Origin of the sequence: Paenibacillus spongiae (assembly GCF_024734895.1) — a bacterium.
In the GTDB taxonomy this organism is placed as follows: domain Bacteria; phylum Bacillota; class Bacilli; order Paenibacillales; family Paenibacillaceae; genus Paenibacillus_Z; species Paenibacillus_Z spongiae.
Genome location: NZ_CP091430.1, coordinates 65,062 through 80,000, shown reverse-complemented (window position 1 = coordinate 80,000; position 14,939 = coordinate 65,062). Strand labels below are relative to the sequence as shown.

16 protein-coding genes (1 of these 16 running past the window's edge) are annotated in these 14,939 nt (G+C 53.6%); all 16 read right to left on the bottom strand.

Going from position 1 to position 14,939, the window contains the following annotated elements:
* A protein-coding gene (gene lysS / locus L1F29_RS00390; protein WP_373876464.1) for a lysine--tRNA ligase crosses the window boundary here: on the bottom strand, nucleotides 1–964 show its 5' portion. 542 nt of this gene lie to the left of the window's left edge; only the first 964 of its 1,506 coding nucleotides appear in the window; its start codon is at nucleotides 962–964; its stop codon lies off the left edge, out of view.
* Between the two features lie 183 nt (nucleotides 965–1,147).
* Entirely contained in the window at nucleotides 1,148–1,624 is a 477-nt protein-coding gene (gene greA / locus L1F29_RS00385; protein WP_258386457.1) for a transcription elongation factor GreA, read from the bottom strand.
* Between the two features lie 268 nt (nucleotides 1,625–1,892).
* The gene (dusB, locus tag L1F29_RS00380; RefSeq protein ID WP_258386456.1) at nucleotides 1,893–2,924 is read right to left on the bottom strand and encodes a tRNA dihydrouridine synthase DusB; all 1,032 of its coding nucleotides are present in this window, start codon (nucleotides 2,922–2,924) and stop codon (nucleotides 1,893–1,895) included.
* A gap of 99 nt (nucleotides 2,925–3,023) precedes the next feature.
* Nucleotides 3,024–3,242: a helix-turn-helix domain-containing protein gene (locus L1F29_RS00375; RefSeq protein ID WP_258386455.1), complete on the bottom strand. Its 219-nt coding sequence runs from the start codon at nucleotides 3,240–3,242 to the stop codon at nucleotides 3,024–3,026.
* A complete protein-coding gene (gene folK, locus L1F29_RS00370) occupies nucleotides 3,194–3,751 on the bottom strand; it encodes a 2-amino-4-hydroxy-6-hydroxymethyldihydropteridine diphosphokinase (RefSeq protein ID WP_258386454.1) in 558 nt (185 codons plus the stop codon). The genes L1F29_RS00375 and folK overlap by 49 nt, the downstream gene beginning before the upstream one ends.
* Nucleotides 3,752–4,117, bottom strand: a complete 366-nt coding sequence (gene folB, locus L1F29_RS00365; RefSeq protein WP_258386453.1) for a dihydroneopterin aldolase — start codon at nucleotides 4,115–4,117, stop codon at nucleotides 3,752–3,754. It lies immediately after the preceding gene.
* A 57-nt stretch (nucleotides 4,118–4,174) separates the two neighbouring features.
* The gene (gene folP, locus L1F29_RS00360) at nucleotides 4,175–5,056 is read right to left on the bottom strand and encodes a dihydropteroate synthase (protein WP_258386452.1); all 882 of its coding nucleotides are present in this window, start codon (nucleotides 5,054–5,056) and stop codon (nucleotides 4,175–4,177) included.
* A 46-nt stretch (nucleotides 5,057–5,102) separates the two neighbouring features.
* The gene (locus L1F29_RS00355; protein WP_258386451.1) at nucleotides 5,103–5,999 is read right to left on the bottom strand and encodes an aminotransferase class IV; all 897 of its coding nucleotides are present in this window, start codon (nucleotides 5,997–5,999) and stop codon (nucleotides 5,103–5,105) included.
* On the bottom strand, nucleotides 5,996–6,577 hold the full coding sequence (gene pabA, locus L1F29_RS00350; RefSeq protein ID WP_258386450.1) for an aminodeoxychorismate/anthranilate synthase component II: 582 nt from the start codon (nucleotides 6,575–6,577) through the stop codon (nucleotides 5,996–5,998). The genes L1F29_RS00355 and pabA overlap by 4 nt, the downstream gene beginning before the upstream one ends.
* A 176-nt stretch (nucleotides 6,578–6,753) precedes the next feature.
* Entirely contained in the window at nucleotides 6,754–8,313 is a 1,560-nt protein-coding gene (locus L1F29_RS00345; protein ID WP_258386449.1) for an anthranilate synthase component I family protein, read from the bottom strand.
* A 241-nt stretch (nucleotides 8,314–8,554) separates the two neighbouring features.
* Nucleotides 8,555–9,493 (bottom strand): cysteine synthase A, encoded by a 939-nt coding sequence (gene cysK, locus L1F29_RS00340; RefSeq protein ID WP_258386448.1) that lies wholly within the window; start codon nucleotides 9,491–9,493, stop codon nucleotides 8,555–8,557.
* Nucleotides 9,494–9,597: 104 nt separating this feature from the next.
* Entirely contained in the window at nucleotides 9,598–10,551 is a 954-nt protein-coding gene (locus L1F29_RS00335) for a peptidylprolyl isomerase (RefSeq protein WP_258386447.1), read from the bottom strand.
* Nucleotides 10,552–10,565: 14 nt separating this feature from the next.
* Nucleotides 10,566–11,459, bottom strand: coding sequence for an Hsp33 family molecular chaperone HslO (gene hslO / locus L1F29_RS00330; protein WP_258386446.1), 894 nt, complete (start codon nucleotides 11,457–11,459; stop codon nucleotides 10,566–10,568).
* A 195-nt stretch (nucleotides 11,460–11,654) separates the two neighbouring features.
* On the bottom strand, nucleotides 11,655–12,422 hold the full coding sequence (locus L1F29_RS00325; protein WP_258386445.1) for a type III pantothenate kinase: 768 nt from the start codon (nucleotides 12,420–12,422) through the stop codon (nucleotides 11,655–11,657).
* The gene (gene nadC / locus L1F29_RS00320; protein WP_258386444.1) at nucleotides 12,419–13,318 is read right to left on the bottom strand and encodes a carboxylating nicotinate-nucleotide diphosphorylase; all 900 of its coding nucleotides are present in this window, start codon (nucleotides 13,316–13,318) and stop codon (nucleotides 12,419–12,421) included. The genes L1F29_RS00325 and nadC overlap by 4 nt, the downstream gene beginning before the upstream one ends.
* The gene (nadB, locus tag L1F29_RS00315; protein WP_258389559.1) at nucleotides 13,305–14,936 is read right to left on the bottom strand and encodes an L-aspartate oxidase; all 1,632 of its coding nucleotides are present in this window, start codon (nucleotides 14,934–14,936) and stop codon (nucleotides 13,305–13,307) included. The genes nadC and nadB overlap by 14 nt, the downstream gene beginning before the upstream one ends.
* Between the last annotated feature and the right edge of the window lie 3 nt (nucleotides 14,937–14,939).

Genomic DNA, 14,939 nt, shown 5'->3' with positions numbered 1-14,939 from the left:
CCCGGCGCCAAGACGGCGTAAGATCAACCTCTTGCCCCTGATAATCGATCTTCATCGTTCCAAGCACTTCCTGCGCAATATGTGCAACAAGCGACTCGGTAAGCGCCATAATATCTTTATAGTCCGCATAAGCCTCGTACAATTCAATCATCGTAAATTCCGGATTATGACGTGTAGAGATGCCTTCATTGCGATAGACGCGGCCAATTTCGTACACTTTCTCCATTCCGCCGACGATCAGCCGCTTCAAGTGAAGCTCAATCGCGATCCGCATATGCAGCTGCATATCAAGCGCATTGTGGTGCGTAATGAAAGGCCTTGCGGCCGCTCCGCCTGCAATGGAATGCAGTGTCGGCGTCTCCACTTCCAAGTAGCCGCGCGCATCCAAGTAGCGGCGCATGGATTGGATAATCCGCGAACGCAGAATGAACGTCTGCTGTACATCCGGATTCACGATCAGATCGACGTAGCGCTGGCGGTAACGCAGCTCGACGTCCTTAAGACCATGATACTTATCCGGCAGCGGCAGCAGCGATTTGGACAATACCGTGATTTCCTCCGCCTTAATGGAGGTTTCGCCGGTATTCGTCTTAAACACGACTCCGCTAACTCCGATAATGTCCCCGATATCCAATAAGTCGAAGGCTTGATACTGCGTTTCAGGAACGGTATCTTTACGGGCGTAGATTTGAATTTTGCCGCTCAAATCTTGAATATGGGCAAAGCTTGCCTTACCCATGCCCCGCTTCTGCATAATCCGGCCAGCCACTCTCACCTGAATATTCTGTTCGTGAAGCTCTTCCTTCGACGTGTTTTCATAGGCATCGACGATTTGTTTAGCCGAATGCGACCGCTCAAACTTGCCGCCAAACGGGTCCACGCCCAGCCCGCGCAGCTCGTCCAGCTTATCTCTGCGGATTTTCAGCAATTCGCTTAATTCTTGTTCTTGCGTTTGATGCTCCAATTTCTTCAACTCCTAAAAAGTTTACTGTACAACCTCTGCAATGAGCTCTTCGTGCAGCAAGAGTTCGCATTGGGAAGCGTATGTACGTTCATGTCTTCCTTCATCAAGGATATCTCGGATGGGAAGACCTTAAATGCTGAAAAAGCTTCCAGAGGGAAGCTTTTGCAAAGTTAGGTCCGGATCTTACTTTCTGATGTCGACGATTTTATATTGAATAATGCCGGCAGGTACATTGACTTCGACGACCGTACTTTTCTTCTTGCCGAGAATCGCTTTACCGACCGGACTTTCATTCGAGATCTTGTTTTGCGATGGATCGGATTCAGCGGTTCCTACGATCGTGTATTCCATCGTATCGCCATACTCCAAATCTTCAACGACAACAATCGAACCGATGCTTACGGTATCAATATCGATTTCATCATTGTTGATGATTCGCGCATTCCGCAGCATTTTTTCCAACGTAATGATACGTCCCTCGATGAAGGCCTGTTCATTCTTGGCGTCTTCATACTCCGAGTTCTCGCTGATATCGCCGTACCCGATTGCGATCTTAATCCGCTCGGCAACCTCGCGGCGCTTAACGGACTTCAAATTCTCCAGCTCATCTTCAAGCTTTCTGAGCCCTTCCTGAGTCAGAATAATCTCTTTGTCGCCCATCTTTCCTAATCTCCTGTCGTGTGATATTTTTTCATACCACGTATGAATTCACTGTTACTTAATCTATTGCGTTCTACAGCATTGATGACATACCGCGCAAATCCAGTTGTATAGAAGTGTAAAGTTGAGATGGCTAAATCATCATATTCTGATTATTGAAAGATTATATTTCAATTTTGCCCCAAATGTCAACGCAGGCATTCGCCTGCTGAAAACGCTTTACCCCTTCCCAGGACAAGGGCGGCCTGCTAAGCAAGCCGCTTCCTTGTTAACCGTACGCCACTTCTCCCTGCTCCGGTGCCGATGCGGGTACCGGCACTTCGCTTTCTTCGCCGAGAGAGGCGATATATTGTTCCAATATGCCGACCATGTTGTCGCGGCTTGTTTCTTCCATGATGACGTCCTTGATCCGCGCTGCGCCTGGAAGACCCTTCAAATACCAGGCAAGATGCTTGCGCATTTCGCGTACGGCTACCGATTCGCCCTTGAGCTTGGCAAGCCGGTCCATATGGAGAATCGCAACCTCCATCTTCTTGCGCGGAGTCGGATCAGCCAGCAGCTCGCCATGCGTCAGATAATGGACCGCCCGGTACAGCAGCCACGGATTACCCAGCGCGCCGCGTCCGATCATAACGCCGTCACAGCCGGTATGATCGAGCATCCGCTTCGCATCCTCGGGAGAGGCGACATCGCCATTACCGATGACTGGAATTTTTACCGCTCCTTTGACATCCCTTATAATATCCCAATTCGCCTTGCCGGTATACAATTGCTCCCGCGTCCGCCCATGAACGCTCACTGCACTGCCTCCCGCACGTTCTACGGCTTGGGCATTCTCCACGGCATAAATATGATCGCTATCCCATCCGATTCGCATCTTGACCGTAACAGGCTTGTCGACAGCCTCAACGACAGCCGAGACCATCTCGTAAATTTTGTTCGGATCGAGCAGCCATCTGGCGCCTGCATCGCACTTAATAATTTTGGGCGCCGGACAGCCCATATTGATATCGATAATGTCGGCATTGGTCTGTTTATCGACAACCTTCGCCGCTTCGACAAGCGATTCGCGATCGCCGCCGAAAATTTGCAGACTGAGCGGTTTCTCCCGTTCGTCTACATACAGCATTTCGAGCGTTCGTTTATTTCCATGCAGGATCGCTTTGTCACTCACCATTTCTGCGCATACGAGCCCGCAGCCAAATTCTTTGGCGATCAGTCGAAAAGCAGGGTTGCACACACCTGCCATAGGCGCAAGCACAACCTTATTTTTCATCTCAATGTTACCAATCTTAAGCATGACGTCCTCACTTCCTTTTCGAATTCCTCGCGAGGGCGTTCGCTAATATGCGCTGCTCTGGCGGTCAAGCACGCCCCTGCTTTCTTATATGGTTATTCCTTAGTCTTGTCGTCTATTGGTTTCCGTTAGTTCTTCATAGCTGATACCAAGCGTCTCCGAGATGCGTTCCAGCAGCTTCGGGTCCGGTTTACGCGTTCCCCGCTCCAAGGAGCCGAGTACGGCTACGGAAATATCCAGCCGTTCCGCCAACTGCTGCTGCGTGTAGCCCTTCAGCTTTCTGAAGGCGCGGACGCGTCCTGCCAATTGATCGTATTCCATAACGCGATGCCTTCCCCTCCATCCTGTAACGCCCGGTTCGCCGCTTGCCCGACCTGCTGCTGGAGCGAATGCCCTGGCTGCAGAACGTCATGAAGCGGAACAAGCACAAATGCACGCTCCATCATGCGCGGATGCGGCAGTATCAATTCTTCTTCGTCGCTGCGCACATCTTCGTAGAGCAGCACATCCAAATCGATCGTACGCGGACCAAAGCGAACCTCCCGCTTCCGGCCGAGCTGCTGCTCGATCTGAAGCATCGCCCGCAGTAACGGCATCGGCGCTAACGTCGTCTCTAGTAGCGCGGCCATATTCAGAAAGGCGGACTGATCGGTATAGCCGACCGGATCGGTCTCATACACCTTCGATACGCGAAGCACGTTAATCGATGCATGCTCCTGAAGCGCAAGAAGCGCTTGGCGCAGCATCTGTTCCCTGTCGCCCATGTTGGAACCGAGCGCAATATAAGCCTGAGAAGTTGTCTGCGGTGAAGCTTCGTTATCTCTGGACATCTAGGCTTCCCGCTTTCTGCTTAACTCTACCGTCACCCCGTCGAAATGAATATCGAACGGCGGGTGAGGCTTCGTTACGCGGACCGTCACTTCATTTACACTAGTATAAGCGTCGAACAGCCGCGATGCAATATGACCGGCCAACGCCTCAATGAGTTTAAAAGGCGGTCCTTCGACAATGTTTTTCACCAGCGCATGAAGCTCCGCATAATTGACGGTTGCCTCCAGTTCGTCATTCTCCGCGGCCTGCGTCAAATCCAGACGCAAATCGACATCGACGATAAATTGCTGTCCCAGCTTGTTCTCCTCCGGAAATACGCCATGGTACCCATAGAAGCGCATCCCTTTGAGCATCATTAAATCCATGCCTGACTCCTCCTCGCAGCGTGTTCCAACCAAGCCTCTTCAGCTTGACCGGTTGTCTTAGATGCGCTTTATTGATGCATCTGTTGCTCCATATATAATAGCATCGGCCATAAGAGCGTTCTGCTTCATCTCCCGTACGTCGTGAACACGGATAATCTGACAGCCCTGCGCAATGCCGAGCGTGACGGTAGCAGCCGTACCGAAAGCGAGCTGGTCTACCGGGAGCTGCAGCGTATCGCGGATAAACCTCTTGCGGGACGTTCCGAGCAGCACCGGATAGCCCAGCTTAGCAAACTCATCCAGATGAGCCATCAGGTATCTGTTGTCTTCCGCGGTCTTGGCAAAACCAATGCCTGGATCAAGCCAAATCGATGCGTCTGCAATGCCGGCCTTCTTCGCAATCTGAATGCTTTCCTGGAGATCCGCAAGAACATCTGGCAGAAGCTCTTTATAATCCATCGCCTGACGGTTGTGGTTAAGGATAACCGGGCAGCCAAATTCCGCCCCCACGGCAGCCATCTGGGGGTCTCCCTTCAATGCCCATATATCGTTGATGATGTGCACGCCTGCTTCAAGCGCACGCCGCGCCGTATCAGCTTTATACGTATCGATAGACAGGGTCACATGGGGCAGCGCCTCGCGAATTGCGCGGATGACCGGTATAACGCGCCGGAGCTCTTCCTCAAGGGGAACAGGTTCAAAGCCGGGACGTGTGGATTCGCCGCCGATGTCGATAATGTCTGCGCCTGCTTCTACCATGGTACGGGCGTGGGCGACAGCATCCTCGACGGTCCGATTGCGCCCCCCGTCCGAGAAGGAATCCGGCGTCGTGTTCAAAATGCCCATAATGAGGGTGTGTTTGCCCAGCTCCAGCGTGACTCCTTCACCAAAATCGTATACATGCCGATAGAGGCTATCCTTCGTATTGGATACCTGCATAATTATGCCCCTTCCATTATGAACATTTAATCTCATCAGCAATCATCTAATGAGGAATGACAGAACCCCCGGCTCCGCCTCTATAAGCCGATAACAACTGTCTGGTAACGGGTCCAGCCAACCCGCTTCCGACTTTTGCCGTTTGCCCGTCTCTGTCGCGCAGCGACGTGATGGGCACAAGCTCCTGTATCGAATTCGTTACCCAGACTTCATCGGCCTGAATCAAATCCTCCCAACCGTAGAAGCCTTCTGCGACATCCAAGCCCGGGTCGGCCGAACGCGCAAGCTCCATCACATACTGCCTTGTAATGCCGGGCAGAATGCCCGTTTCAAGCGACGGCGTATGAACGATGCCGTCGCAAGCGAAAAAGAGATTGCTGACGATGCCCTCAGACAGCCAGCCTTCGCGCGTAAGCATAAGCCCTTCGGCTCCAGATGACGCTCCGATTCCCTGTAATTCCCGCTTGGCCATAATGTTATTCATGTAATGAAGGGATTTGAACCGGATGTTCCCTTCAGGGGTGTTACGGCAGGTCTTCAAAAGAGCAAGCTCCTTGCCTTCGCGGTACAGCCGCTCGCTTGGTTCCGGCAGCGGCTTGACGAGAAGCACCGCATTGGGATTCGCGTAATCGGACTGCGGCAGACCGAGTCCGGCTTCTCCCGCTGTCACCGTCAGTCGTACGTAAGCCTCTTGAAGACCGTTTGCCTCCATCAACTGGGCAAGCCATGTACGGATTGCATCCGCATCCGCTTCATAGCCGATCCCCAGCTCATGACAGCCCGCCATAAGCCGCTCCAGATGACGCTCCAGAAGCCATGGCTTGCCGTTGTACGTACGGAATGTCTCGAATAATCCCATCCCATATAAAAAACCGTGATCGTTGACTGAGATCACGGTTTCCTCCGCTCGTTTAATCGATCCGTTCCAGCCAACGAAGCTCATAGCGCCGTTCCTACCCGTTTAGCCAAGAAATTACGAAGCAGCGTCAGACCATGTTCGGTAATAATCGATTCGGGATGAAATTGTACGCCCTCGATCGGATATTCTTTATGCCGCAAACCCATAATCTCGCCCTCTGCCGTCTCCGCACTGATTTCCAGGCAATCGGGCAGCGTCTCTTTCTTCACGATCAGCGAATGATAGCGGGTAGCCGTGAATGGGGAAGGAATCTCCGCAAAGACCGACTTGCCGTCATGGAAAATTTCCGAGGTCTTGCCATGCATGAGCTTCTCGGCACGAACAACCTCGCCGCCGAATGCTTGTCCAATCGACTGATGGCCCAAGCAAACGCCAAAGATCGGAATTTCTCCCTTGAAGCGTTCGATCAACGACAGGCTGATTCCCGCTTCATTCGGACTGCATGGACCTGGAGAAATGAGAATATGATCGGGAGCAAGCGCCGCGATTCCATCAAGGTCAATTTCATCGTTGCGTTTGACGACGATTTGCTCGCCAAGCTCACCTAAGTACTGTACTAAGTTATACGTGAATGAATCGTAATTATCAATGACCAGAATCATGCAAAAGCCCCCTTGTCCGTATTGTGAGTCCTTCATTTATTCAAAACTACGCTAGCAAAAGTCCGAGCGGCACGCAGGTATGCAGCTTGCATAGCAACTTCGTCGACCGCCGTACCGCAGCAGGCTGCTGGCCGATCGGTTCCTTCATGAATCGGCAGGTTAGCTCTGCTGCGGTTCTATGCCTTGACGGATCCGGCCGACTGCTCGCTGTATTGTATCGCCTTCCATAACGCCTTCGCTTTATTCAACGATTCGTAGTATTCACGTTCCGGATCGGAGTCGATCACAATACCCGCTCCCGCCTGAATATGAACGACCCCGTTTTTAACCGTCATGGTTCGAATAATAATATTAAATTCCATATCGCCGTTATAGTCAATCCAACCCATTGACCCGGTATACGTTCCCCGTCTGACCGGCTCCAGTTCTTCGATGATTTCCATGGTCCGCACTTTAGGGGCGCCGGTGATCGTTCCGCCAGGGAACTTCGCCGCAATAACATCATAAGCATCTTTGCCTTCCGCCAGCACGCCCTCGACTTGCGAAACCAGATGCATGACATGGCTGTAATATTCCACGACCATGAGCTCCTTCACATTCACCGAGCCGTATGCTGCAATCCGGCCCAAGTCGTTGCGTTCGAGATCCACGAGCATAATATGCTCCGCCCGCTCCTTCTCGTTGGAGACCAGCTCCTCCGCCAATCGGCGGTCTTCCTCCTCCGAATGCCCTCTGCGCCGGGTTCCCGCAATAGGTCTTGCGGCGAGCTTGCCGTCGCGAAGCTCGACCAGCAGCTCCGGCGAAGCGGATACCAGCTGAAAGTCGGGACAACGAAGAAAACCCATATACGGTGAAGGATTGAACAGCCTTAACCATTCATAGAGTTCCTCGGGGGGCGTTGTCACGTTTCGGCTCTGGCGCAGCGACAAATTCACCTGAAACACATCGCCCTGCGCAATATATTCGCGTATCCGCTCGACGGCATTCATGAACGCTTGCTTGGAGAAAGGCGATGTTATTCCGTCTATGGCCTCCACATCAATATGAAGCGATCCACTGCCGATCAACGCCGCCCGATCATTAGACCCGGTTTGCCTCTCATCGCCGGGAAGCTCCCGGGTAAATGACGTCCATGCTTCCATCATTCGCTGCACATGTGCGCTTGCTTCGTCGTAACGCTGCTTCAAGGCAGCATCTGTATCATCCGCAGCTAGCGGCACATGTACAGCGCAATACAGCTCCTGCTCCTTATGGTCGACGATCCACAACTCGTTCATGCGCAGGAATAAATAATCCGGCAGACCCAGGTCATCGCTCGCCATTGCCGGAATCCGTTCGATGGAACGAACCACATCATAGCTCCAATATCCGGCGCAGCCTCCAGTAAACTTAGGAGCACCGATCACATGCGGAGACCTGCGGTTTCCCATCCATTCGCGTACCACCTCAAGGGGCCTGCCGTTGTAGGACTTCACCTCGCCGGTACGGCAGTCTGTTTCTTCGGCGGTCATTCCTTTGCCCCGTATGAAGCTCTCCGGCCTCAGTCCTAAGTAAGTGTACGCTCCGTCCTTACCGCTCTCCAGAACGAAAGCATACGGCGATGCCGCCTGCCATGCCTTCTCCCAAGTATCCGGACGCCCTTCACCGTTAGCGAGCGCGCGCTTCAGCAGCAGAGGCACCGTTGTATGTCCTTGTTCCCGCCATTGCAGCCATTCCTTAAAGGCTGTCTGTTCCATGTTCAGCCCTCCGCTTATCACCTATTGTTCCGTTCTTCGGGCGGACCTGCCGCTCCATTTTTCAAGCTAGTATACCGAATCGGAAGCAAAAAGAAAAGAGCAACTCCTGCTAGCCATTCTGTGTCTTTACGCATGACAATATTCGCACATCTTGGTGAAAGAAAAGTAAGAAAGGACTCCCTCGGGTCGGAGGAAGTCCTAAAGAGGCTGTCTAAGCCTTAAGCTGGCAGCTTCGTTGTTATTAATTGTCGAAATTGAACAGCGGCGTCGACAAGTAGCGCTCGCCATTGGAAGGAATGATGACAACGATGCGCTTTCCTTTGCCTAGCTCCTTCGCGACCTTCAAAGCCGCATAAATCGCTGCCCCTGAAGAAATACCGCACAGGATGCCTTCTTCTTTGGCTGCTTGGCGAGCCGTTTCGAATGCTTCCTCGTTCTCGATCGTGATGACGCCGTCATAAATTTCACGGTTCAGGATATCCGGTACGAAGTTGGCGCCGATACCTTGAATTTTATGAGGGCCCGGACTGCCGCCCGACAGCAGGGGAGATGCTGCAGGCTCAACCGCATAAATTTTAATACCCGGGAAGTTCTCTTTCAGCACTTCGCCCGCACCGCTAATCGTGCCGCCGGTGCCGATCCCTGCGATGAATGCATCCAGCTTGCCGTCAAGCGAATTGATGGCTTCCACGATTTCCGGTCCTGTCGTCTCGCGGTGAATCTTCACATTCGCTTCATTCTTGAATTGCTGCGGCATAAAGTAGGACGGATTCTCCTTCTGCAGCTCTTCCGCACGACGGACCGCGCCGTTCATGCCTTCAGCTCCCGGCGTCAGTACAAGCTCTGCGCCATAAGCGCGCAGCAGGTTGCGGCGTTCGATACTCATCGTTTCCGGCATAACCAGAATCGCTTTATAGCCTTTCGCCGCAGCGACCATAGCAAGACCAATACCCGTATTTCCGCTCGTTGGCTCGATGATCGTATCTCCCGGCTTCAGACGTCCATCCTGCTCCGCCACTTCGATCATGCTGATTGCAATCCGGTCTTTAACGCTTGCACCTGGGTTCTGGTACTCCAGTTTTAAATAAATTTCAGCGCTGTCCTCAGACACTAAGCGGTTCAAACGAACAAGCGGCGTATCGCCGATAAGTTCAGTTACATTTTGGACAATTTTAGCCATGAAAAAGTAAGCCTCCTTATTCCGACTAATTCAGTTGGTATTGTATATATCTTAACAATCTCAACCAGCCATTGTCAATAGATAGTTTAGACGCCTCAAAATTATCATGGCGAAGGCATCACTGTCGCATCATACTTCTCGAGCAGCGCGTCCTCAATGCTCTGAAGGGAGTCCGCTTTCGTCAGCGCCAGCTGTTTGCGCGCGATCTCGCGCAGCTGCTCGGGCTCCAGAAGCTTCGATTCCTGCTTCTCCAACAGCTGTATCACGGCTTGTCCGCCTTGAACCGGAACCGGTCCGGCCATCTCCCCGATATCAAGTCCTTTCGCAACTGCCAATACATCGCTTTCGAAGAAAGGGTCGTCGGCGTCGACTAAGCCCAGATCGCCCCCATCCTCCACCGTATCCGGGTCGATTGAATAGGTTCTCGCCATCAGCCCGAAATCTTCACCTGCGGCCAGCTTCTTCAGGACGTCATTGGCCTCCCGCTTGCTCTCCGTCACAATCCATGCGAGATGATAACGGGTCTGCGGGGCGAACTCCGACCCATTCGCTTTGATATATTCATCAATCTCAGCATCCGTTACTTGGATCGAAGAGGTGGCGATTTTCTCCAGCAGCAGCCGATATTCCGTATCTGCACGGATTGCCTCCGGGGTCAGCCCCAGCTGCTCCTTCATCGCGGCATAGTAATGCTCCTCGTCCTCATAGCCGGCCATCATAAAGGTCAGCTCTTCCTGCAGCTCCCCTTGGCTAATCGCAATACCCGTTGCGGAGGCTTCCAGCCGTATGGCGGCCCGCACCATTAGCGTTCGAAGCACGGTATCGCCATATTGAAGCTTTAGCTGCTCTTCAAGATCCGAGGCCATAATCGGATCCCCTCCTACGGTGGCAGCGATTAATGTGGGTTGACTGCCCGGTTCAATGGCGTCATCCTTGTCGTTGTCGGAAGGCGGGCTGTCGGCAGGGGACAATACCCGCGTAATGACAACGACGGTTAATACGATCATACAAACGGCTTGAAGCATTACAACGCTTCTCAATACCCGGTCCTTCTTCATAGGCCAGCCTCCGGCTATCGCATCGGTTTCGGCTTCGCTTGATCCAGCAGCAGCTCCAGCTGCGGTCGTTCAAAACTATACGTCTCGTTGCAGAAATGGCATATAACCTCAGCTCGTCCGTCATCCTCGATTACCTGGCTTAATTCATGCTCCCCCATACTGAGGAGCGTTCTCTCGACCCGTTCATACGAGCATTTGCATTGAAATACGATATCCAGCGTATCCAATAGCTGCAGATCATCGCCGACAAGCCGGCGAAGGATTCCATCCGGCGTTTCGCCTTGCTCGAGAAGCGCGGTCACCGGCGGCATTGCGGCTACGGCCTGCTCCAGCCTCGTGATATCATCATCCGTTACACCCGGCATTAGCTGAACAATGAAGCCTCCCGCATGAAGCACCGTGTTATCCGTGTCGACAAGCACGCCTAGCCCGACTACGGAAGGTGTCTGCTCCGACGCAGCGAAGTAATACGTGAAGTCCTCGGCGAGCTCCCCCGAGATAATCGGAATGCTGCCCCGGTAAGGCTCCTTCAGCCCAAGATCCTTAATAATATGGATGTATCCGCTGCGGCCAACGACACCCGCGACATCGAGCTTACCCTGCGAGTTGCTGGGCAGCTGTACTTGCGGGTTATCCACATAGCCGCGCACTTCGCCATGCGCATTCGCGTCAACGACGATTTGCCCGGCTGGCCCGTCTCCCTTCACCTGAATCGTTAATTTCTCTTCGCCCTTCAGCATGGCTCCCATCATTGCGCCAGCCGCAGCCGTTCGTCCCAGCGCAGCGGTCGTCGTCGGATACGTCTCATGACGGCGCTGAAGCTCATCGACAAGCTTCGTGCACCGGACAGCGAACACACGGATCTTCCCGCCCCATGCCGTTCCGCGCACCAGAATGTCTTTATCCAATGTTAATTCCCTCCTTGTTTATAAACCAGCTTGGGCCGTCTCGAAGAAAGGAGACAGCCGCCAGCTAAATCGATCGAACGAATGATGGGATCATCGGAACACTGCGCTGCAGATATCCGGCTGCACCTTTCGCTCATTCTATATAGTTCATTATTGATCGCCGCAATCGGAAGCCCTGGACGATATGTCTCAGGCTTACTCCGCATTGCGCTCGTATATAATACGCAGGCCTTCTAGCGTAATCAACGGATCGACCAGCTCAATCGTCTCCGATTCGCTGGCGATCAATTCTGCAAGTCCCCCTGTTGCAACAACCCGCGGGGCTACCTTGAATTCGCGGCGGATCCGGCCAACGATTCCGTCCACCTGGCCGGCATAACCGAATATAATGCCTGCCTGCATGGAGGTTACAGGATTGCGCCCGATGACGCTCTTCGGCTTCACAAGCTCTATTCTAGGCAGCTTCGCCGCCCGCTGATATAACGCTTCCGTCGAAATGGCGATCCCCGGTACGATCGCCCCGCCCAGGTAGTTGCCGCCGGCATCGATATAATCAAATGTCGTGGCCGTACCGAAATCGACGATAATGAGCGGCGTCCCATACTTCTCAATGCCTGCAACGGAATTGACAATCCGGTCGGCACCGACTTCGCGCGGATTCTCGTATCTGATGTTCAAGCCCGTCTTGATTCCTGGCCCGACGACTAGCGGCGCTTTACCCAAATATTGTTGGCACAGCTGCTCCAATGTCCGCATAAGCGGAGGAACGACGGAGGAGATGACCACCCCCTCCATCTCATCCAGCGTAACGCCTGCAATATGGAACAGATTGTGAATCATAATGCCGTACTCGTCAACCGTGGCGGACCTGTTGGTGCTGAGCCGCCAATGATGCAGCAGCGTCCGCTGCTTATAGATGCCGAGCACAATATTGGTATTGCCTACGTCCACGACTAGAATCACGCCGACGGTCCTCCCTTTTTCTCGTTCAGATCCAGGCTGATATCGAGCGATTGAAAGGAATAGGTAAGCGCGCCGACGGAGATCACGTCTACCCCGCATTCGGCAATTGAACGTACCGTATCCAGACGGACGCCGCCCGATGCTTCTACGATGACATGAGGAGCGTATGATTTAATCCGGTCGACGGCTTCTCTCATCTGTGTAAGCGGCATATTATCCAGCATAATAATGTCTGCTCCGCAAGCCAAGGCTTCCTCAACCTGTGCCAAGGATTCCGTCTCCACCTCGATTTTCATCGTATGGGGAATTTGTTTGCGGGCACCCTGTACTGCTTGCGTAATGCCGCCCGCGCCTTTGATATGGTTGTCCTTAATCATGACAGCATCATATAGTCCGAAGCGATGGTTGGACCCGCCCCCTATACGCACGGCATATTTCTCCAGAAGTCTGTGGCCCGGCGTCGTCTTGCGCGTATCCGCCAGCCTTACCGGCAGCCCGCCTAGAACGTCAACGAAGCTGCGCGTCTTCGTCGCGATGCCGGACAGCCGTTGAAGCAGGTTCAGCGCAAGACGCTCACCGGTCAGCAAGCTGTGCGTGCTTCCTTCCACTTCGGCCAGCACGGTCCCCTTCGTCACGCTCACGCCATCCCACACCAGCCCGCGGAAAGTAAGGGAAGGATCGACGACATCGAATACAAGCCTGGCAATCGGCATTCCCGCAATAAGGCCGTTTTCTTTCACATGAATGACCGCTTTGGAACGGCTGCCTGCAGGAATGGTTGTCCAGCTCGTCACATCGCCCATCCCGATATCTTCCGCCAGCCAAGCGCGTATTTGTTCCCGGAGCGCGTGCTCGGTTCCACCCACCGCTCCAATACCCGAATTATCCAGATGCATCTTCGATTCGCTCCTCCGTTACGCCATGTTGCCGGTGCAATACCGTATGCTTACGCGATCCGAGATCATCACGCTCAGGGAAATCATCCCGATAATGTGCCCCTCGGCTCTCCTTACGAGATAGAGCTGCCTGCGTTGTCAGCATTGCAAGAGTAAGCAAGTTGGCAAATTCATATTCCTCGCGCTGTTTGAGCACCGATTGAAAGATCGGCAGCTGGCGCTTCAGCTCGGCAAGCCCCTTCTCGAGCCCTTTCCCGTCACGGCGCAAGCCGACGTAACGCAGCATAACCTTCTGCAGCTTCAGCCGTTTCTCCACCACCGCCTGCATCGGCGCGCTGTTTCTAGTTGAATCGCCTGACGAGTCTCCAAAATCGCGCGGCTTCAAGGCTAGCGGCTCCAACTCATGGATCCGCTCCACAATGCGGCGTCCGAACACGATCGCTTCGGAAAGGGAGTTGCTCGCCAGCCGGTTCGCACCATGTACGCCCGTGGACGAGCACTCGCCGCAAGCAAACAATCTGGCAATGTTCGTCTCGCCGTTCAAATCCGTTTTGATGCCGCCCATCATATAGTGCGCAGCAGGTGCCACCGGAATCCAATCCGTCGTCAAATCAAGGCCATAATTCAAACAAAACTCATAAATATTCGGAAAGCGGTGCTTGACCATCTCCGCTGACTCATGCGTAATATCCAAATAAATGAAGGTCGAGCGCGTTTCCTCCATCTCGCTTACAATCGCCCTTGCCACGACATCGCGCGGCGCCAGCTCCAGCTGCTCGTGATAGTGCTCCATGAAACGTTCGCCCTTAATATTGCGCAGGACGGCGCCTTCCCCGCGTACCGCCTCCGAGATCAAGAAGCGCGGTGCGCCAGGGTAACAGAGGGAGGTCGGATGAAACTGGATGAACTCCACATCCTGAATGTAAGCGCCTGCGCGGTAGGCCATGGCGATACCGTCTCCTGTGGCGACATCGGGATTCGTCGTATAACGATACAATTGACCCGCACCGCCCGAGCATAGAACCGTCGCCTTGCCGCGGACGAACAACCGCTGCCCGTCCGGCTTCTGGACGATTGCACCGCAGCACTCCCCGTTATCCGTCACCAGGTCGATTACGAAGTGGTCGTCCCAGACTTCAATCCGCGGATCGGCCTTCGCTTTCTCGGACAAGGCCCGCACGATTTCGAAGCCTGTTGCATCTCCATTCGCATGCAGGATACGACGCTGGCTGTGGGCGCCTTCCTTCGTCAGTGCGAACTCGCCGTTCTCTTGATCGAATTGCGTTCCCATATGAACGAGATCGCGCACGCCTGCCGTCCCTTCATGCACCAGCACATCGACAGCCTTGGACGAACATAAGCCTGCGCCGGCAATGACCGTGTCCTGACGGTGATACGCCGGAGAATCTTCTTCGGAGACGACCGCGGCAATGCCGCCCTGGGCGTACCGCGTATTGCTGTCAAGCAGCGACTTCTTGGTAATCATGAGTACATCATCCGTAGCGCTGACTTTCAACGCCGTAAAAAGACCGGCAATGCCGGCCCCGATAACGATGACATCCTTCTCAATAACAGGAAGCTCACCGATCGCAACATCTATTAAATAACGAGGAATCATCGC